The 19,828-nt window shown below is 47.0% G+C and carries 15 protein-coding genes and 3 tRNA genes; 4 read left to right on the forward strand and 14 right to left on the reverse strand.

Annotated features, from left to right (window positions below; genetic code table 11):
- Window positions 1-100: 100 nt before the first annotated feature.
- From ppiD to SHEWANA3_RS14030, 9 genes are all read right to left on the reverse strand, one after another.
- Complete coding sequence (gene ppiD / locus SHEWANA3_RS13990; RefSeq protein WP_011717546.1) at window positions 101-1,966, reverse strand: peptidylprolyl isomerase; 1,866 nt, start codon at window positions 1,964-1,966, stop codon at window positions 101-103.
- Window positions 1,967-2,192: 226 nt separating this feature from the next.
- Entirely contained in the window at window positions 2,193-2,465 is a 273-nt protein-coding gene (gene hupB, locus SHEWANA3_RS13995) for a nucleoid-associated protein HU-beta (protein WP_011717547.1), read from the reverse strand.
- 260 nt (window positions 2,466-2,725) lie between these two features.
- Window positions 2,726-5,083, reverse strand: coding sequence for an endopeptidase La (gene lon, locus SHEWANA3_RS14000; RefSeq protein WP_011717548.1), 2,358 nt, complete (start codon window positions 5,081-5,083; stop codon window positions 2,726-2,728).
- A 132-nt stretch (window positions 5,084-5,215) separates the two neighbouring features.
- Window positions 5,216-6,496 (reverse strand): ATP-dependent protease ATP-binding subunit ClpX, encoded by a 1,281-nt coding sequence (gene clpX / locus SHEWANA3_RS14005; RefSeq protein ID WP_011717549.1) that lies wholly within the window; start codon window positions 6,494-6,496, stop codon window positions 5,216-5,218.
- 100 nt (window positions 6,497-6,596) lie between these two features.
- The gene (gene clpP / locus SHEWANA3_RS14010) at window positions 6,597-7,205 is read right to left on the reverse strand and encodes an ATP-dependent Clp endopeptidase proteolytic subunit ClpP (protein WP_011717550.1); all 609 of its coding nucleotides are present in this window, start codon (window positions 7,203-7,205) and stop codon (window positions 6,597-6,599) included.
- An 89-nt stretch (window positions 7,206-7,294) separates the two neighbouring features.
- Window positions 7,295-8,599, reverse strand: coding sequence for a trigger factor (gene tig, locus SHEWANA3_RS14015; RefSeq protein ID WP_011717551.1), 1,305 nt, complete (start codon window positions 8,597-8,599; stop codon window positions 7,295-7,297).
- A 261-nt stretch (window positions 8,600-8,860) separates the two neighbouring features.
- Window positions 8,861-8,936 (reverse strand) — tRNA-His (locus SHEWANA3_RS14020).
- Between the two features lie 9 nt (window positions 8,937-8,945).
- Window positions 8,946-9,022, reverse strand: a tRNA-Arg gene (locus SHEWANA3_RS14025).
- Between the two features lie 109 nt (window positions 9,023-9,131).
- A tRNA-Pro gene (locus SHEWANA3_RS14030) sits at window positions 9,132-9,208 on the reverse strand.
- 261 nt (window positions 9,209-9,469) lie between these two features.
- Between SHEWANA3_RS14030 and folD the strand changes: the two genes are divergently transcribed.
- A complete protein-coding gene (gene folD, locus SHEWANA3_RS14035) occupies window positions 9,470-10,324 on the forward strand; it encodes a bifunctional methylenetetrahydrofolate dehydrogenase/methenyltetrahydrofolate cyclohydrolase FolD (protein ID WP_011623249.1) in 855 nt (284 codons plus the stop codon).
- Between the two features lie 224 nt (window positions 10,325-10,548).
- On the opposite strand, the gene cysS is transcribed toward folD, so the two are convergent.
- On the reverse strand, window positions 10,549-11,928 hold the full coding sequence (cysS, locus tag SHEWANA3_RS14040) for a cysteine--tRNA ligase (protein WP_041412675.1): 1,380 nt from the start codon (window positions 11,926-11,928) through the stop codon (window positions 10,549-10,551).
- 140 nt (window positions 11,929-12,068) lie between these two features.
- Here cysS and SHEWANA3_RS14045 point away from each other — a divergent pair, with 140 nt between their 5' ends.
- The gene (locus SHEWANA3_RS14045) at window positions 12,069-12,560 is read left to right on the forward strand and encodes a peptidylprolyl isomerase (RefSeq protein ID WP_011623251.1); all 492 of its coding nucleotides are present in this window, start codon (window positions 12,069-12,071) and stop codon (window positions 12,558-12,560) included.
- 9 nt (window positions 12,561-12,569) lie between these two features.
- The gene (locus SHEWANA3_RS14050; RefSeq protein WP_011717553.1) at window positions 12,570-13,289 is read left to right on the forward strand and encodes a UDP-2,3-diacylglucosamine diphosphatase; all 720 of its coding nucleotides are present in this window, start codon (window positions 12,570-12,572) and stop codon (window positions 13,287-13,289) included.
- Between the two features lie 108 nt (window positions 13,290-13,397).
- Here SHEWANA3_RS14050 and SHEWANA3_RS14055 read toward each other — a convergent pair whose 3' ends face one another.
- Window positions 13,398-14,168: a tRNA isopentenyl-2-thiomethyl-A-37 hydroxylase MiaE gene (locus SHEWANA3_RS14055; RefSeq protein WP_011717554.1), complete on the reverse strand. Its 771-nt coding sequence runs from the start codon at window positions 14,166-14,168 to the stop codon at window positions 13,398-13,400.
- 279 nt (window positions 14,169-14,447) lie between these two features.
- Here SHEWANA3_RS14055 and SHEWANA3_RS14060 point away from each other — a divergent pair, with 279 nt between their 5' ends.
- Window positions 14,448-15,044 (forward strand): Yip1 family protein, encoded by a 597-nt coding sequence (locus SHEWANA3_RS14060; RefSeq protein ID WP_011626606.1) that lies wholly within the window; start codon window positions 14,448-14,450, stop codon window positions 15,042-15,044.
- Between the two features lie 209 nt (window positions 15,045-15,253).
- Here SHEWANA3_RS14060 and glnS read toward each other — a convergent pair whose 3' ends face one another.
- From glnS to SHEWANA3_RS14075, 3 genes are all read right to left on the reverse strand, one after another.
- Window positions 15,254-16,924 (reverse strand): glutamine--tRNA ligase, encoded by a 1,671-nt coding sequence (glnS, locus tag SHEWANA3_RS14065; protein ID WP_011717555.1) that lies wholly within the window; start codon window positions 16,922-16,924, stop codon window positions 15,254-15,256.
- Between the two features lie 183 nt (window positions 16,925-17,107).
- Window positions 17,108-19,402, reverse strand: coding sequence for a Fe(2+) transporter permease subunit FeoB (gene feoB / locus SHEWANA3_RS14070; protein WP_011717556.1), 2,295 nt, complete (start codon window positions 19,400-19,402; stop codon window positions 17,108-17,110).
- On the reverse strand, window positions 19,395-19,634 hold the full coding sequence (locus tag SHEWANA3_RS14075; protein ID WP_011623257.1) for a FeoA family protein: 240 nt from the start codon (window positions 19,632-19,634) through the stop codon (window positions 19,395-19,397). The genes feoB and SHEWANA3_RS14075 overlap by 8 nt, the downstream gene beginning before the upstream one ends.
- Window positions 19,635-19,828 lie beyond the last annotated feature (194 nt).

Genomic DNA, 19,828 nt, shown 5'->3' on the forward strand with positions numbered 1-19,828 from the left:
CAAAAAGGCCAAGTAAACACTTGGCCTTTTCTATTTGCTTCGCGAAAGCTTTTATTGCTTCGCCAATATAAGGGATAAGCTCAGCTATCCCTTATCATCATTAACCTTCTACAGGGTAATGAACTTTCGCATTCGCTTTCAGTGACTCAATCAGACCGCGGTAATCCGCTTCGCTGTATTGTGCATTTAAGCGTTGTTTCAGCGCATTAACTAACTCATCGCTAACAGACTCAGCCGCATTTACTTTATCCAGTGCAATCACAGCGTAGCCATTGGCTAAACCAACAGTGTCAACCACAGGTGTAGCAGTCGGGGTTGGCATTTGGAAGGCTTTGCCTACAATGGCTGCGTCTACGTCTTGTGCGCCACGACCCAGTTTAGTCTTAGCCGTTAAACTCACATCAGTCGCGCCCGCTTTAACTTGGGTCATCAGCTCCTGCGCTTTAGCACGTGCCGCTTCGTTCGCTTGATCTTGCTTCAAACGCTCAGCGATGTCGGCCTTCACTTCGGCTAATGGCATAGTGCCCGCATCGTGATGTTCCTTCATACGGATAACCACAACATGGTTTGGCTCAAGTTCAATGACTTCACTGTTTAGACCTTGGCGTAACACAGTGTCAGAGAATGCCGCTTTAACCACATCAGGCTTGTTCAATGCCGTTGGCACATCATCACGTGAGAACATTGGCGTAGCCTTAATCTCAACACCCACCACTTTTGCGGTTTCGGCTAAGGTATCTGGCACTTCGTAGCTGGTATCAGCCAGTTTGCTTTGTAAGCTATAGAATTGATCGACCGCTTTCTTCTCTTGCAGCTGAGCCACAATCTTCGCTTTCACATCCGCAAATGGCACTGTAGTACCAGGCTGAACGTCTAACAGTTTGATGATGTGGAAACCAAAATCCGTTTTCACTACCGCTGAATGCTGACCTTTTTGCAGTGCAAACAGTGCAGTATCAAAGCTTGGGTCCATTACACCGGGTTCAAACCAGTCTAATTTACCGCCCTGCTCCGCACTTAAGGTATCTTCAGAATTGGCTTTAGCTAACTCAGCAAAATCAGCACCGTTATCTAACTGCTTAGCTAAATCTTCAGCCTTGGCTTTTGCCGCCGCTTCATCGCTGCCAGGGCCAATCAGAATGTGCGCCGCTAAACGTTTCTCGTTAGACACATATTGCGTCTTGTGTTCATCGTAATAAGCCTGAGCTTCTTCATCCGTCACTTTGCTGTCTTTAGCAAAATCCGCCGCGTTTAACTCAACATACTCTAAGCTCACCTTCTCAGGGCTCATAAACTGGCCTTGGTTGGTGTCGTAGTAGTTTTTAACTTGCTCGTCTGTCACAGAGGCATTCGCAAGGAATGGCGCAGAGTCCACAACTAAGTAACGAATGTCGCGAGTTTGACCTTGCAGCTCAGCTAATTGCTTAGCTTCACCAGGTAATACGAATTCAGTGCCCACTAACGCTGCAGTTAACTGACGACGGGTCATATCGACACGCATCATGCTTCTGAAGGTTTGTGGCTGATAGCCTAACTGGCGCAAAATCGCTTGATAACGGTCGTTATCGAATTTGCCATCGGTTTGGAAAGCGGGTTCTGATTTAATCGCCGTGATAATTTGCTCGTCAGACACACGCAGCCCCATCGCGGCGGCAGCTTGATCAATCAATTTATCGGCCACTAAACGTTCGAGTACGCTCTGCTTGATGCTTTCTAGGTATCTTTCGTCGGCAGATAACGCAGCAAACATTTCGCCCAGTTGTTGCTCCATACGAGCGCGTTCGCTCTGATAGGCCTGCTCTAACTCGGCTTTAGTGATTTTGTCACCGTTGACTTCTGCGGCAGGGACGTCCGATTTTGAGCCTAAATAGCTACTCACGCCTGCAAATGCAAAAGATAAAATCACAAGTACGAGAATGCCTTTAGCAATCACGCCTTGCGAACCGTCGCGGATCTTTTCTAACATCAGATTTCTCGCTCGTTGCGATTAACAAAATAAAAAGGCGCATCAACTTGAGATGCGCCTTTCTGTAATTTATGGGGATTATTCAGACGCTACCACTGGTAAGTGCTAAAACCCCGAGTAATGGTAGAAATTGTGCTTCAAAATCCATTACTTTCAATTCGTAAAAAGCACTGTTTAAACAGTGCTTATCATTACGAACGCCTTACAAAGGCTACGATATCAAAAATTAATTGACAGCGTCTTTCAGAGCTTTACCAGCTTTGAATGCTGGAATTTTTGCTGCTGCGATTTTGATTTCTTGACCCGTTTGTGGGTTGCGACCAGTACGCTCAGCACGTTCACGCACTTCAAAAGTACCAAAACCAACAAGAGAAATTTTATCGCCTTCTTTCAGACCTTCGGTCACAGCAGCGATAAAAGAATCCAGTGCACGGCCAGCAGCGGCTTTAGAAATGTCAGCACCAGAAGCGATTTTCTCGATTAGTTCAGATTTGTTCATGTCATCCCCTTGAATGTAATTTTTTTTGCGCCGCAACCAAATCCGTCTCTAGAGCGGTCTGCGGAGGCTTTTATAACAAGCTTGAATTCAAAGTTCAAGCTGAGTTCGAAAACCAAAGAAATAAAACTGGATACAGCTCAAAGCCAGTTGCGCCAAGGGCTTGGAGCAACCGACTCTCCACAGACCTAGGCTACCACAGGTCTGCGCTTTGTTAAGCCCCTTTTTTCATTTTTTTTAGCGTGATAGCGCATTTTCTTGCGTTATGCCAAGTTTTTAACCACTTCGAAGCCTTCAACCGGTCTTTCTAGCGCCAGTTTTAACACTTCGTCGACCCAACGCACGGGACGAATTTCCAAATCGGCAATCACATTGGCAGGAATTTCTTCCAGATCACGCTCGTTTTCTTTTGGAATAAGTACCAATTTAATGCCACCACGGTGTGCCGCGAGCAGTTTTTCTTTTAAACCGCCGATCGGTAACACTTCTCCGCGTAAGGTAATTTCACCCGTCATCGCCACATCGGCGCGCACTGGGTTACCCGTTAAGCTAGACACTAATGCAGTACACATTGCCGCGCCCGCAGATGGACCATCTTTTGGCGTCGCCCCTTCTGGCACGTGAACATGGATATCACGCTTCTCATAAAAGTCGCCGTTGATACCTAATTGTTCCGCACGGGCACGCACGACCGTCATTGCCGCTTGAATCGACTCTTGCATCACATCGCCAAGTGAGCCTGTGTAGGTCAACTTGCCTTTGCCTGGCACAGAGGTCGCTTCAATGGTAAGCAGATCGCCACCCACTTCGGTCCACGCCAAACCTGTAACTTGACCGATTTGGTTGTTCGACTCCGCCTTACCGTAGTCAAAACGCTGTACACCAAGGAAAGACTTGAGATTGTCCGCGGTCACTGTGACTGACTTGATGGACTTATCCAGCAGGATCATTTTCACGACCTTGCGGCAAATCTTCGACAATTCACGCTCTAGTGCACGAACACCGGCTTCACGGGTGTAGTAGCGGATAATGCCGACTATCGCACTGTCTTCGATATGAATTTCGTTCGCTTTAAGACCGTTACGCTCGATTTGCTTGGTCAGTAAATGCTGCTTAGCAATATTGAGCTTCTCATCTTCGGTGTAACCCGACAGGCGAATGACTTCCATACGGTCCAGCAATGGGCCTGGAATATTCATCGAGTTCGAGGTCGCCACGAACATCACATCGGATAAGTCGTAGTCGACTTCGAGATAATGGTCGTTAAAGGTCGCGTTTTGTTCAGGATCAAGCACCTCTAACAGTGCTGACGCTGGGTCGCCGCGCATATCCGAGCTCATTTTGTCGATTTCATCGAGCAAGAATAAGGGGTTTTTCACGCCCACTTTCGCCATCTTTTGAATGACTTTACCCGGCATTGAGCCAATGTAAGTACGGCGATGACCACGGATTTCCGCTTCATCACGCACGCCGCCTAAGGCAACACGCACATACTTACGACCAGTTGCTTTCGCAATCGATTGGCCTAATGAGGTTTTACCCACACCTGGTGGGCCGACTAAGCACAGGATAGGCCCTTTAAGTTGACGCACACGGCTCTGCACCGCCAAGTATTCCAGAATACGGTCTTTGACCTTTTCCAGGCCATAGTGATCGGTATCTAGCACTTCTTGGGCTTTGGCTAAATCGCGTTTGATTTTAGAGCGTTGGCTCCAAGGCACTGAGGTCATCCAATCCACGTAACTGCGAACAACGGTCGCTTCGGCAGACATAGGCGACATCATGCGTAATTTATTCAGCTCGGCGACGGCTTTCTCTTTAGCATCGCTTGGCATGTTAGCTTCTTCAATCTTACGATTTAAGACTTCAAACTCGTCGTGGCCTTCGTCTAAGTCACCCAATTCTTTTTGGATGGCTTTCATCTGCTCGTTCAGATAATACTCACGTTGGCTCTTTTCCATCTGCTTTTTAACGCGGGTACGGATGCGTTTCTCGACCTGTAGCAGGTCAATTTCCGACTCCATCATCGCCATTAAATATTCCAGACGCTCACCGACGTTAGTCATCTCCAGCACGGACTGCTTGTCTTCAAGCTTGAGTGGCATGTGGGCCGCCATGGTATCGGCAAGGCGCGCCGCTTCATCGATGCCAGAGAGTGAGGTTAAGACTTCAGGAGGGATCTTCTTGTTGAGCTTGATATAGCCTTCAAATTGGCCAATCGCGCTACGAACTAAGACTTCCTCTTCTTTGTCTTCCAAAGGCTCAGACTCAAGATACTCCGCCTTAGCCACAAAGAAATCCGCTTCTTGGGTATAACGGGTAATACGAGTGCGGCGACCGCCTTCAACCAGTACTTTTACCGTACCGTCAGGCAGTTTAAGCAGTTGCAGAATAGACGCCACTGTACCGACTTCAAAGATATCGTCTTTGGTCGGCTCGTCTAACTCAGCGTCACGCTGAGCGACTAAAATAATTTGCTTATCCTGGGCCATTGCCGTTTCGAGACAACGAATCGATTTTTCTCGGCCAACGAACAACGGAATTACCATATGGGGATAGACCACCACATCTCTCAGTGGTAGCACGGGGAGTTCGATATGCGCTTCACGCTCTAAGGTCATAGTTCGATTCCGTTTGGATGAAAGGGATTAGTTAAGGAGTATATTGGGGCGCTTTAGTGGGTTTCAATGGGCAAAATAAAAAAAGGAGCCCGATGGACTCCTTGATTTTCAGATTATTAGCAATCAGTACAATTATTGTTCACCAGAGGCAGCTTGCGCTTCGTTGCGCTCGTAAATCAGGATTGGTGCAGACTCACCATTCACCACTGATTCATCGACAACCGCCTTCACCACGCCCTCAATCGAAGGAATATCGTACATAGTATCGAGTAAGATACCTTCAACGATTGAACGTAGACCACGGGCACCGGTTTTGCGTGACATGGCTTTATGTGCAATCGCTTTGAGCGCATCTTCGCGGAACTCTAGCTCTACCCCTTCCATCTCAAACAGCGCGTTGTATTGTTTTGTCAGCGCGTTTTTAGGCTCAGAAAGAATTTGCACTAAGGCTTCTTCGTCCAGCTCGGTCAGCGTCGCGACAACAGGCAGACGGCCGATAAACTCAGGGATCAAGCCATATTTGACTAAATCTTCGGGTTCGACTTGAGATAAGGTTTGCGAAATCGTTGCCTTATCTTTCTCGCCCTTAACCTGCGCACCGAAACCGATACCTGAACCTACGTGAGCACGCTGTTCAATCACTTTTTCAAGGCCAGCAAATGCACCACCACAGATAAACAGGATCTTAGAGGTATCTACCTGTAAGAACTCTTGTTGTGGATGCTTGCGACCACCTTGAGGCGGAACCGCGGCAACCGTACCTTCGATAAGTTTCAGTAGCGCTTGCTGCACGCCTTCACCCGATACGTCACGGGTAATCGATGGGTTATCCGATTTACGGCTGATCTTGTCGATTTCATCGATATAGACGATACCGCGCTGTGCCTTTTCAACATCGTAATCGCACTTTTGCAGCAGCTTTTGGATGATGTTTTCAACGTCTTCACCCACATAACCCGCTTCGGTTAAGGTGGTGGCATCTGCCATAGTAAATGGGACATTCAATGAGCGCGCAAGCGTTTCGGCCAGCAACGTCTTACCACTGCCCGTTGGACCAATCAGCAGAATATTACTCTTACCTAATTCCACACCATCTTTAGGAGAAGAATTTCTCAGGCGCTTATAGTGATTGTACACAGCGACAGACAGCACTTTCTTGGCTCTGTCTTGACCAATCACATAATCGTCTAAATGCGCACGCAACTCATGTGGCGTTGGCAATTTATCATTATCACGCTTAGGGGAGATTTCTTTAATCTCTTCACGAATGATGTCGTTGCATAATTCAACACATTCGTCGCATACGTATACTGATGGGCCTGCAATCAGTTTTCTGACTTCATGCTGGCTCTTACCGCAAAAAGAGCAGTACAGCAATTTACCGCTGTCACCATTATTTTTGTTGTCGCCCATTAATTACCTCATTTGCAGTCTGCTCTACTGCTTGTCTTAAACTTGCTAACCCTTTACGGGGCTTTGCTTAAATAGAGCATAGCCCAGTCAAAAGTAAAAATCAGCCGCGTTTAGTCATCACTGCGTCAACTAAACCATATTCAACTGCTTGAGTCGCACTCATGAAGTTGTCGCGGTCGGTATCACGTTCAATCACTTCGAGTGGCTGACCAGTGTGCTCTGACAACATCAGATTCAGTTTATGCTTGATGCCTAAGATCTCTTGGGCATGAATAGCAATATCAGAAGCCTGACCTTGGAATCCACCCAGTGGTTGGTGGATCATCACGCGAGAGTTAGGTAAGCAGAAACGCTTGCCCTTTTCGCCGCCCGCTAATAAAAACGCGCCCATGCTGGCCGCTTGACCAATACACACAGTGCTGACGTTCGGCTTAATAAACTGCATGGTATCGTAAATTGCCATACCTGCAGTGACTGAGCCACCGGGTGAGTTGATATATAAGAAGATATCTTTATCTGGGCTTTCTGACTCGAGGAATAGCAACTGCGCCACAATCAGATTCGCCATATGCTCTTCAACTTGACCCACTAAAAAGATAATCCGCTCTTTTAACAGACGAGAATAAATATCGAATGAGCGTTCACCCTTAGCCGTCTGTTCGATCACCATAGGCACTAAAGCACTTTGTATGTCTGACGCATTATGCATTATTCGTTTCCCTAAATAAAAATGGCTCGCATGAGGAGCCTCATACGAGCCATTATAAATGGCGAACTGCCAATCAAGTCAAGCTTAGCTTATGCGCGACCTGTAGCCTTGTTCATAAATTCTTCAAAAGCGACTTCTTTTTCGGTCACTTTGGCAGATTTCAGCAGTGCTTCAACAGCTTGCTCTTCAAGCGCAACATTGCGCATGTTTTGCATCAGCTCTTTGTTGCTGTTGTAATACGCAACAACTTCACTTGGATCTTCGTAAGCAGAAGCCATAGAAGCGATTAACGCTTGTACACGCTCATCTTCCGCTTTCAGCTCGTTAGTCTTGATAACTTCGCCTAATAACAGACCGATTTTCACGCGACGAGCCGCTTGCTCAGTGAATAATTCCGCTGGCAGTTCTGGCATGTTAGCCGTTTGACCGCCGAAACGTTGCATCGCTTGTTGACGCAGTACGTTAACTTCGCCATCGATCAGTGCTTTTGGCAGTTCGATGTCGTTGTTAGCTAATAAACCAGTGATCACTTGCTCTTTCACGTTTGCTTTTAACGCTTGCTCAAGTTCACGGTTCATGTTCTTACGGATTTCAGTTTTCAGCGCATCTAAGCCACCTTCGCTGATACCGAATAATGCAGCAAACTCATCGTTTACTTCTGGTAAGTTAGCCGCTAACACTTCAGTTAGAGTGATAGCAAACTTAGCCGCTTTACCTTTTAAGTTTTCAGCGTGATATTCCTCTGGGAAAGTCACGTCGATAACGAATTCTTCACCGGCTTTGTGACCTAAGATACCCGCTTCGAAACCAGGGATCATACGGCCGCTGCCTAATTGCAGTTCGAAATCGTCAGCTTTACCGCCTTCGAATTCAACACCGTCAACTGAACCAACAAAGTTCATTTTCACTTTGTCGCCGTCAGCCGCTTCACGCTCAACAGCGGCGAAAGTCGCGTGTTGCTTACGCAAGGTTTCGATCATGCTGTCTACGTCAGCATCGGTTACAGACGCTTTTGGTTGTTCTACTTCGATTGCATCTAAACCTTTCAGCTCGACTTCTGGGTAGATTTCGAAAGTCGCTACGAATTCGAATTTTTCACCGTCAGTCGCACCTGGTACGAAAGTTGGTGCGCCAGCTGGGTTTAATTTCTCAGCGATGATCGCTTCGATAAAGTTACGTTGCATCACTTCACCAGTGATGTCTTGACGAATAGCGGCGCCATAACGTTTGTTGATTACAGTAACAGGCACTTTGCCAGGACGGAAACCTGGAATACGAGCACGCTTAGCTTCACGTTGTAAACTGTCTTTAACCAGTTTTTCAATTTGTTCAGCAGGAACAGAAATGGTCAGGCGACGCTCTAGGCCTTGGGTTGCTTCAACAGAAACTTGCATTGTTTTACCTCGAAATTTGTCTAACGTCCTTTGTAATAGTCGAGCATCAACTATTCAGGTATTCGTTTCTTGATCATTAAATTTGACTACAATGCCCACCACTATTGGCTTTCGGCACAGGTCGCTGTTAGTTGATATCTATCAAGACGCGACATTATAGCCACCGTTTTGTGCAGAGTCGAGCCTCTACGGCCGAATCTAGGGTATAAAAAAAGCGACCAGAGGTCGCTTTTTTTATTTTGTACTCAAAGTACTTAAAAATGGGGTGACTGATGGGGCTCGAACCCACGACAACCGGAATCACAATCCGGGACTCTACCAACTGAGCTACAATCACCACTGAAACTGGCACGCCCGGCAGGATTCGAACCTGCGACCATCCGCTTAGAAGGCGGATGCTCTATCCAACTGAGCTACGGGCGCATGGTTTACAGACTCTGCTGTATCCTAACCTACGTGGGATAACTGACTAAGGTTATCTGCTATTACACGCTCAGATTAACTGAATAATCATGAGCAAATAATATTAAAGTGGTCGGTGATAGAGGATTCGAACCTCTGACCCTCTGGTCCCAAACCAGATGCGCTACCGGACTGCGCTAATCACCGAGAATCATTGTTTTCAGAGCAAATGAGCACATCTGCTTGAGAACGGAGCGCATCTTAGCCCCTCACTTTGCACCCGTCAACGATTTTTTTAAGCATTCAAACTAGATGCTGAATTATCAGGCGAATACGCCTGTTTTTATCCATTTCGCCGCGGCTTTCACCATGACACACCCGCAACGCCCTGTTAAAATAGCCTCGATTGCCACTCTCTGTGTTAACGACAGTTTTCACCATCGCCCATATAAAGGATATCCTACACCCATGACAGCCCAAATAATCGACGGCAAGGCGATTGCTCAATCCATCCGCACACAACTTCGCGAAAAAGTAACCGCCCGCAAAGAGGCTGGACAACGCGTACCAGGTTTAGCCGTCATTCTCGTGGGAGCCGATCCCGCTTCTCAGGTTTATGTTGGTAGTAAACGTAAAGCCTGTGAAGAAGTGGGATTTATTTCACGCTCTTACGATCTCGATACCAGTTATACCGAAGAAGCATTATTAGCCCTTATCGACGAACTCAATGATGATCCGACGATCGACGGTATCTTAGTACAGCTTCCTCTGCCTGCGCATATCGAAGACTCTAAAGTGATCGAGCGTATTCGCCCCGATAAAGATGTCGACGGTTTCCACCCCTATAACGTTGGCCGTTTAGCCCAGCGCATTCCCGTATTACGTTCATGCACCCCAATGGGGATCATGACCTTAATCAAATCAACGGGTGTAGATACCTATGGATTAGATGCCGTTGTAGTAGGCGCCTCAAACATTGTCGGTCGACCAATGACACTGGAGCTATTGCTTGCGGGCTGCACCACAACCACATGCCATCGTTTTACAAAAAATCTCGAACAAAAAATCCGTCAGGCAGATTTAGTGGTCGTTGCCGTGGGTAAACCCGGCTTTATCCCTGGTGAATGGATTAAACCCGGCGCTATTGTTATCGATGTGGGCATCAACCGCTTAGAAAACGGCACCTTAGTGGGCGATGTGCAATACGATGTTGCTGCCCAAAACGCCAGCTTTATCACCCCAGTACCCGGTGGTGTCGGTCCTATGACGATTGCCAGCTTACTTGAAAATACCCTGTATGCTGCAGAGCAATATCACGACTAATCAGCTTCGCCATCGCGTAGATAATGACTTAAATGATGGCGTAAGTTATGGCGTAAATCGCAGCATTTAAACCTGCTATTTAGCCATCTAAGCTCCAGTAGCCCGTGACGCAATAACGTGAGCTCAATTAAAAGCGTGAGACCAATAAAAAAACCTGCCATTGGCAGGTTTTTTATTATCGATGCGAATCTAACTTAGGCGATGGGATTATTTCTTACGACAACCTATTTCTTGCGCCAAGTGGTACCGCTTGGACCATCTTCTAAGACTACGCCAAGCTCATTTAACCGATTACGCGCAACATCAGCCGCAGGCCAATCTTTCTCGGCGCGGGCACGATTACGCTCAACGATCAGCGCTTCAATCTCTGCCACTTCATCATCGCTCCCCTCACCTTTAAAGAAGGCATCGGGCGCTTGGTGCAATAATCCCAACACATCGGCCAGTTGCTTCATGGCAACAGCCATAGCTGACGCCTGCGCCATATCGGTGGTTTTCAAGCGGTTGATCTCACGTACCATATCAAACAGCACTGAGTAAGCTTCTGGCGTATTAAAGTCATCGTCCATGGCCGCTTTAAACTTAGCGACAAACTCTTCCGCAGGTGCTGCTGTAACAGTCAGGTCAACATCTTTAATCGCAGTGTATAAACGCTCTAAGGCGGCACGTGCCTGCTTGAGGTTTTCTTCTGAGTAGTTGATTTGGCTACGATAGTGACCCGATAGCAGGAAGTAACGCACGGTTTCAGCGTCGTAATGGCCTAATACATCACGAATGGTGAAGAAGTTACCTAAAGACTTTGACATCTTCTCACGGTCAACCATCACCATGCCAGTGTGCATCCAGTAATTCACGTATGGCGTATCATGGGCGCAGCAAGACTGAGCAATTTCGTTCTCATGGTGCGGGAATTGTAAATCTGAACCGCCACCGTGAATATCGAAATGCAGACCTAAGTGCTTGCTGTTCATTGCCGAACATTCGATATGCCAGCCTGGACGACCCGGCCCCCATGGTGATTCCCATGTTGGCTCGCCCGGTTTAGACATTTTCCACAGCACGAAATCCATTGGATTTTGCTTGTTATCGTCAACCTCAACCCGTGCACCCGCCTGTAATTGCTCCAGGTTCTGGCCTGATAGGCGGCCGTATTCAGGGAAAGAGGCCACACTGAACAGCACATCGCCATCGGCAGCCACATAGGCATGACCACGGGCCAGTAAACGCTCAACCATATCGATGATTTCGGCAATGTGCAGAGTGGCACGTGGCTCGAAATCGGGACGGATCATATTCAGCGCATCGAAATCCTTGTGCATTTCACCAATCAAGCGATCGGTTAATGTATTGCAATCTTCTTGATTTTCGTTGGCGCGTTTGATGATTTTGTCATCAATATCGGTAATGTTACGTTGAAAATTCACTTCATAACCCGCATAACGCAGGTAGCGAACGATCATATCGAAGGAAACAAAAGTACGCCCATGGCCAATATGACACAGATCGTATACGGTCACCCCGCATACATACATCCCAACTTTTCCGGGAGTAATTGGCTTAAATTCCTGTTTTTGACGGGTAATACTGTTGTAAATCTTCAACATCGGCATTCTCTTCAATGATAGATTCGAGTGTAAAATCAAGGGGTCAGTCTACCACGCTGGCGAGGGTTTTGAATACTGCACTTTGCGTGCAATCCGAGATAAGTTAGAATCGCGCCACTATTTACTGAGAGTATGAAAACATGATCACATTACACACTAATTTTGGCGACATTAAACTGCAACTGAACGCCGAAAAAGCACCGCTGACTGTGGCAAACTTTATGAAATATGTTGACGAAGGTTTCTTCGACGGCACCATTTTCCACCGTGTAATTGACGGCTTTATGATCCAAGGCGGTGGCTTTACCGCTGAAATGAGCCAAAAACGTTGCCATGAGCCAGTGAAAAACGAAGCCAACAACGGTTTATCAAACCGTACTGGTACTATCGCGATGGCGCGTACTTCTGATCCACACTCAGCGACGGCTCAGTTCTTCATCAACGTCAACGATAACACCTTCCTCGATTTCAAATCTGAAAGCATGCAAGGTTGGGGTTACTGCGTATTTGGTGAAGTGGTTGAAGGCATGGACATCGTTGAAAAAATCAAAGCTGTCAGCACTGGTAACCGTGGCATGCACCAAGATGTGCCATTAGAAGCGGTTGTGATTGAAAAAGTCAGTGCGGCCTAATTCCCTAGGATGCGGACCTTATTTATTGGCGATCTGCACTTAAGTGCCGATCGCCTCGATATCACCCAAGCCTTTAATCGTTTCCTCGATACAGAACTTGATGATGCCGATGCCCTCTATATTCTGGGGGATTTATTTGAGGTATGGGTCGGCGACGATTTAGCCGCGCCTTTTGCCCTCGAATTAGCGCGCAAGCTCAATCAAGTCTCCCAAAGATTGCCCATCTACTTTATTCACGGTAATCGTGACTTTATGTTAGGCAAACAATTTGCCGATGTTGCGGGCATGCAAATGTTGCCCGAAGTCACTTGTTTAGATCTCTATGGTGTGAATACGGTTATCTTGCACGGCGATAGCCTGTGCACCTTAGATAAAGCCTACCAACGCTTTCGCAAATTACGCAGTTTTGCCTTCGCCCGTTGGCTGTATAGCTGTTTGCCGAAGAAAAAACGTCAAGCCATTGCCAATAAAATCCGCAGTAATAGCCAAAGCAGCAATCAACAAAAAAGCTATGTCATCATGGATGTGGAACCTAGTGCGGTGGATGCGTTATTTGCCCAGAGCCACTGTAAACAGATGATCCACGGTCATACCCACAGACCCGCCATCCACGAGTTCACTAACGGCTGTAAACGTATTGTGGTCGGTGATTGGTACGAGCAAGGCAGTGTGTTGGTGGTCAGCTCCGACGGCGTAGATTTAAAAAGCCTGCCCTTCGACGCCAGCTAAGCACCTATAGCGCCCTCACCATTAACACATTGAACCGCTTAGGCCTCATACCTGAATATGGTGAGGCCGCTATTTGTATTGCCACTAGGCAACTGAGGGTTATTTCAACTAGGCAACTAAGGGTTGACCACTGTGGAAATGAAACTCGTCATCGGGCGCCATAATTAATTCGGCTTCCCTCTCGCCAAAATAAGCCACCCGCTCGGTAATATCCTCCGTTGAAACGAGCTGCGCCAGCTTAAGATAATCCTCAAAATGACGTGCCTCAGAGCGCAGCAAGGACACATAAAACTTACTTAACTCTGTATCCAAGTAAGGCGCTAATTTGGCAAAGCGCTCACAGGAGCGCGCCTCAATGTACGCTCCCACAATCAACTTATCCCGCAGAATATCCTTCTCATGGGTGGTCACGTGGCTCATCATGCCCTTTGCGTAACGCCCTGCACGAATATTGCGATACGGAATGTGCCGTGCATGCATCAGCTCCAGCACTTGCTCAAAATGATGGAATTCTTCTTTTATTAAACGGATCAGTGGCGGAATAAGATCCTGAGCAAAAGCAAAATGTTGATTCGGCTGTAGATTGGCAACCAGCTCGTTCTTTTTGACATCGCGAGCTAAAAATAGCTCGATATCGCGATCCTTGTGATAAACAAATTCCTCATAGGGTTTTGCCCACGCCAATAGCGATTGCCCGCTGTCTTTATCCAAGGCGTATCGCCTCAACAAGAACATCGCAGTCTGCGCCGCTTTTAGCTCACAATTACAGTGGTCGATTAAGAGTTCATCTAACGAGGCAGAGGCTCGTGCCATATCAATCCAAGTTTGCGGCGTCTCACAACGAAGAAACGCATGAACAGGTGCCAATAATTGCTGCATGGGATCACTCAAAATCATTAAAAAAATATCGTCATATTTTACGCGTAATTATCGACAAGCTATAGCTTTACACCGCAGTAAACTTGACGAGATGAACTTTTTGTTCAATAAATAATCTACACCTTAAGAACTGAGATCCTGATCACATAGCGTCTCAATTCGGAGTGTACACAGTCGGGCGTTGAGGGATAGGAGAGCGTTTAACCCTGATTGTAGAGCTGTTGTCAGCTCGTCTGACGTTTGGCGAGCCATCATCAATGCTGAACAAGGATAATTATAATGATACTGAATCACTTAATGGGGTTATACACTCATCCAAAACAAGAGTGGCACGCGATTGAGAAGAATCACGAGGCACTCAAAAGTAGTTTAAGTCACGTTATTCTCATCGCACTCATTCCGGCTGTCTGTAGCTTTATCGCCACCGCATATATTGGTTGGAATCCGGGTTCGGGCGATCCGATTTATCTCACACCACAAAGCGCCATGTTTATGTCCGTTGGCATGTACTTTGGACTGATTGCGGGCGTCTTTGCCCTCGCCTATTTAGCCTACTGGATGGCCAAAACCTTCGATGCCCAACCAACTTTCACCCAGGCATTAGAACTCGCATCCTACACTGCAACACCGCTGTTTATGGTCGGTCTGGCAGCCCTCTACCCGGTACTCTGGTTTATTATGATTGTTGGGTTGGTTGGCTTAGCCTACTCGGTTTATCTGCTGTACGCAGGTGTACCCATCATTATGAATATCCCTGAAGAGAAAGGCTTTATTTACGCCAGCTCTATGGTCACTGCGGGTTTAGTGCTCTTGGTCGGTCTAATGGCCACCAGCGTAATCCTCTGGAGTATTGGCTTTGGTCCTATGTACCAATAAGGTATAAGTAGACGTTTAGTCGACATGCAACAGATGGCTTAAAAGAAGCGATAACAGCTGATAAAAATGGTGAAATCTAAAAGATGTAAAAAGCAAAGGCCCTTAGGTTTTATATCACTAAGGGCCTTTTTATTCGTTGATGCTGTTTGTTGCTAGCAGCGACAGTAATGCATCATAGCGCAGCCGCGATTATCGCGGCGAACGACTTACTATTCAAACGAGTCACGCAGTGCAACTGTTAGGTTAAAGACTAAATGCTCGGCAGATGAGTCTTTATTGTCAGCACAGAAATAACCTTCACGTTCAAACTGGTATGCTTTTTCCGCTGGCGCATTAACAAGACTTGCCTCAACTAAACCATTAACCACTTCAAGTGAGTTAGGGTTAAGCACTTCATCCACGGTCTCTGCTGCTGCAGGATTTGGATCCGTGAACAAGCGTTGGTATAAACGGAATTCCGCAGGTTTGGCCGTAGTCGCTTCAACCCAATGGATTACGCCTTTTACCTTGCGACCATCGGCAGGGTTTTTACCCAAGGTATCCGCATCGTAGCTACAGTAAACCGTGGTGATATTGCCTTCGCTGTCTTTGTCACAACGCTCAGCCTTAATCACATAAGCATTACGCAGGCGCACTTCTTTGCCCATCACTAGACGCTTGTACTGCTTATTGGCTTCTTCTCTGAAGTCCGCCACATCGATATACAGTTCGCGGCCAAAGGCAAGTTCGCGTGTGCCCATGCTTTCATCGCTTGGGTGAGAAGCCGCTTGAATCGTCTCGATTTGACCTTCTGGGTAGTTCTCAATCACGACTTTTAATGGGCGCAGTACGGCCATCGCACGTGGCGCATGCTCGTTAAGCTCTTCACGGATACAAGCATCCAGCATTGCCGCTTCAATCATGTTTTCTTGCTTAGTGATACCAATACGTTGGCAAAACTCGCGGATAGACGCTGGGGTATAACCACGACGACGCAGGCCAGCAATTGTTGGCATACGTGGGTCATCCCATCCAGAAACTAACTTACGCGTCACTAAGTCATTTAATTTACGCTTAGACATCAGCGTATATTCAAGATTTAAGCGAGAAAATTCGTACTGACGGGTACGGTTCGGCGCTTGAAAATCATCTAAATTGTCGAGAACCCAATCGTAAAGACGACGGTTGTCTTGGAACTCAAGCGTACATAACGAGTGAGTAATGTGCTCCAGCGCGTCAGAAATACAGTGAGTGAAGTCGTACATTGGGTAAATGCACCACTTGTCACCCGTTTGATGATGGTGAGCGAAACGAATACGGTAAATCACCGGATCGCGCATACACATGAAAGGCGATGCCATGTCGATTTTGGCACGCAGCGCACACTCACCTTCTTTGAATTCACCCTTACGCATTTTTTCAAACAATTGCAGGTTTTCTTCAACGGAAGTGTCACGGTACGGGCTGTTTTTACCCGGCTCTTTTAAGGTGCCACGGTATTCGCGGGTTTCATCGGCATTGAGGAAACACACATAGGCTAAGCCTTTATTGATCAACTCAACCGCGTATTGGTGTAATTGGTCGAAATAGTTAGAGGAATAACGAACCTCACCATCCCACTGGAATCCCAACCAACGCACATCCGCCTGAATAGAATTCACATAATCGATGTCTTCTTTTTCAGGATTGGTATCATCAAAACGTAAATTACAAAGGCCTTGGTAATCGCGCGCGATGCCGAAGTTCAAACAGATAGACTTAGCATGACCAATATGCAGATAACCATTTGGCTCGGGAGGAAAACGCGTCTGCACACTGGTGTGCTTACCGCTTTTCAGATCCTCATCAATGATATTACGGATAAAGTTACTCGGACGTACTTCAGTGTCCACATGACTCATGGAATTCCTCTTTGCGAACAATGGCAATTTTAACAAAACCCGCATGATCCTACAGATCTCGGCCAGTTACAATGCCCAGTATAAAAAACTATGGTTTATGGCATGGATAGTAAAACAATAAAAGCAGCCATGAAAGCTGCTTTTATCTTTGTCATTACTAAGCTGACATTTATTACTCAGCGGTTACTCGGTAATGATCCTAACGCCTGGAATGATCTGTTGGGTTCTACGGCCCTTACGTTTGAGCCACAGATAGAACACCACAAGCGCCACGAGGAAGAAACCAATCCACAGACTCGATTGCAGTGGATGTGCGCCAAAGGTCGCCGCTTGGTAAGCAATGGTTGCACTGCCGTAGGCCAGTGAGAATGTCCAAGTGGCAGCAAAGGTTGCCCAGCGAGTACCAAACTCATTCACTAAGGCGCCCATCGCGGCGACACAAGGAGTATAGAGTAAGATAAACAGCAGATAAGCAAACGCCGCGACCGTAGTGGTGAAGCCTGACTGCAAGGCACTAAAGGTTGATGTTGCGACACCTTGCGCCTCTGCGGCAACATCGGTACTCGAGACATCACCCACAGATAACTTAAGTGGATCTTCTAAATCCAAACCGAATAAGTTAGCAGGAATCGTCGCCAATGCTTCGCTGAAACTGTCAGCCAATGGTGTTAATTCGCCATCGTCATGAGCAGCATTGGTATATAAGCTGTTGAGTGTACCGACTACCGCTTCTTTAGCGAAAATACCCGTGATAATACCCACAGTCGCAGGCCAGTTATCTTGCTCAATCCCCATTGGAGCAAAGATAGGAGTCACCTTTTGGCTCGCCACACTTAAGAGTGACGCTTGGCTATCTTCATGGCCAAAAGTGCCATCAACCCCAATCGCATTGATAAAGTTCAGCAGGGTTACCACAAGTACGATGGTTTTACCCGCACCTAAGATAAAGCTCTTAGTCCGCTTACCGGTACGCACCATCACGGCTTTAAATTTTGGCAGTTCATAGCTTGGCAGCTCCATCACCACCGCACTGCTAGTACCGGGTAATAAGGTGCTACGCAGTAATAATCCAGTACCAATCGCCGCAAAAATCCCAATCACATACAGTAAAAACACTAGGTTTTGACCAGAATCAGGGAAGAAGGCCGCCGCAAATAGCGCATACACAGGTAAACGCGCACCGCAGGACATAAAAGGAGCCATCATACCTGTCACGATACGCTCACGCTCACTGCCTAAGGTACGGGTCGCCATAATGGCTGGCACCGAACAACCAAAGCCCACAATCATAGGTACGAAGGCTTTACCCGGTAGGCCAATACGGCGCATTAAGCCATCCACCACGAAGGCCGCGCGGGCCATATAGCCTGAACTTTCAAGAATAGATAAACCGAGGAATAGCGCTGCGATAACCGGAATAAAGGTTGAAACGGTTTGAATACCTTGACCGACACCACCCGCAAGAATCGTCACAAGCCAGGCCGGCGCGCCGATATTGCCAAGCAATGCACCAAAATGGTCTACCAGCAATGCCCCGACAAACACATCGAAGAAATCGATAAACGCACTGCCAATGTTGATGCTGAACATAAACATCAGATACATGACAAATAAAAACACCGGAATGCCAAGTACGGGATGTAAAACTAATTTATCGAGTTTGTCACTTAAGGTTAGGAAGCCATCCGCTTTCACTGAACCCTGGAATACACGCTCGACAAAGTTAAAACGTGTCGTGGCGACCAGTACTTCGATGTCATGCCCTTGCTGCGCAATTTGCTGGGTGCAAGTATTCACTTCATCCTGCAGTTCAGCGTTTTTACAACTGCCACAACCAGAACCATTACCTAACATCGCCAAGGCGCGGCCACGGCTTAAGTTGGGATCTTTACTGCAAAGGAGTTGCACACCCGCTTCAATTTGTTCGTCGTAATCGAGTATTAAAGGTGCTTCTGATACGCGGCCTTGGAGTAAGTCCAATACCTGCGCTTGCACTTTGGCCACATCGGCAGGGTCGCGAGAACACACGCCAATCACAGGACAACCTAACTCTTGGCTCATTTTCTTTAAATCGACACGGATCCCACGCTTGATGGCCGCATCGATTTTATTCAATACCACCACCATAGGAATAGACAGCTCGCGAAGCTGTGCCGTCAAATAGAGGTGACGCTCAATATTGGTCGCATCGACTAAGTTGATGATGCCATCGACACGTTGTTCGGCGAGGTACTGCTGAGCAATCTGCTCATCGAGGGAACAATCACAACTGTTACCCGCAGGGAGTAAATCGTAAATGCCGGGTAAGTCGGTTAAATAAACGTCGGCGCCATTAAGGGTAAAATGACCGGTTTTTTTCTCAACGGTCACACCGGACCAGTTGCCTACTTGTTGATTCGCGCCCGTTAGCGCGTTAAAGAGTGTTGATTTTCCCGCGTTTGGGTTACCAACAGTGACGCAATGAAACTGCTTAGTCATTCGCCTTTTCCACCTCTATGATGTCTGCCAGATCTCTGCGCATACAAAGCTTACTGCCACGAATATCCAACTCTAAACCAGAGCCCATTGGCGCTCTGCGGATCAACGAAAATCGTGTATTTGGGGTGATACCCATGGATAATAATTTACGCTTCACTGTCTGCGGCAGATCTAATCGCCCGATTTCAGAAATAATGCCACGGTCACCGGGACTGAGTTCGCTTAACTTCATTACCTATTTCACCTTGTAACAGCTTCAGCTTGAAAAACTGCGCCCATTGTATCTGAGCGATGGCTCTAATAACTTTACCTAGATCAAGCTTTATGACTGGTAACGATAATAGTTTTCAATTGTGTTGAGTATTATGTGACAAAAATCTCAATGAATAAACGCCTGACCAAAAATAAAAATCCCCTTAAAGGTAC

Source organism: Shewanella sp. ANA-3 (assembly GCF_000203935.1).
GTDB lineage: Bacteria > Pseudomonadota > Gammaproteobacteria > Enterobacterales > Shewanellaceae > Shewanella.

Coding starts and splice junctions, on each gene's coding strand:
- feoB (WP_011717556.1), bottom strand. CDS start 19,402: ATGACTAAGCAGTTTCATTGCGTCACTGTTGGTAACCCAAACGCGGGA.
- lon (WP_011717548.1), bottom strand. CDS start 5,083: ATGACCTTAGAGCGTGAAGCGCATATCGAACTCCCCGTGCTACCACTG.
- SHEWANA3_RS14075 (WP_011623257.1), bottom strand. CDS start 19,634: ATGAAGTTAAGCGAACTCAGTCCCGGTGACCGTGGCATTATTTCTGAA.
- SHEWANA3_RS14055 (WP_011717554.1), bottom strand. CDS start 14,168: ATGCAGCAATTATTGGCACCTGTTCATGCGTTTCTTCGTTGTGAGACG.
- clpP (WP_011717550.1), bottom strand. CDS start 7,205: ATGCATAATGCGTCAGACATACAAAGTGCTTTAGTGCCTATGGTGATC.
- tig (WP_011717551.1), bottom strand. CDS start 8,599: ATGCAAGTTTCTGTTGAAGCAACCCAAGGCCTAGAGCGTCGCCTGACC.
- clpX (WP_011717549.1), bottom strand. CDS start 6,496: ATGGGCGACAACAAAAATAATGGTGACAGCGGTAAATTGCTGTACTGC.
- glnS (WP_011717555.1), bottom strand. CDS start 16,924: ATGAGTCATGTGGACACTGAAGTACGTCCGAGTAACTTTATCCGTAAT.
- folD (WP_011623249.1), top strand. CDS start 9,470: ATGACAGCCCAAATAATCGACGGCAAGGCGATTGCTCAATCCATCCGC.
- SHEWANA3_RS14050 (WP_011717553.1), top strand. CDS start 12,570: ATGCGGACCTTATTTATTGGCGATCTGCACTTAAGTGCCGATCGCCTC.
- SHEWANA3_RS14045 (WP_011623251.1), top strand. CDS start 12,069: ATGATCACATTACACACTAATTTTGGCGACATTAAACTGCAACTGAAC.
- SHEWANA3_RS14060 (WP_011626606.1), top strand. CDS start 14,448: ATGATACTGAATCACTTAATGGGGTTATACACTCATCCAAAACAAGAG.
- hupB (WP_011717547.1), bottom strand. CDS start 2,465: ATGAACAAATCTGAACTAATCGAGAAAATCGCTTCTGGTGCTGACATT.
- cysS (WP_041412675.1), bottom strand. CDS start 11,928: ATGTTGAAGATTTACAACAGTATTACCCGTCAAAAACAGGAATTTAAG.
- ppiD (WP_011717546.1), bottom strand. CDS start 1,966: ATGTTAGAAAAGATCCGCGACGGTTCGCAAGGCGTGATTGCTAAAGGC.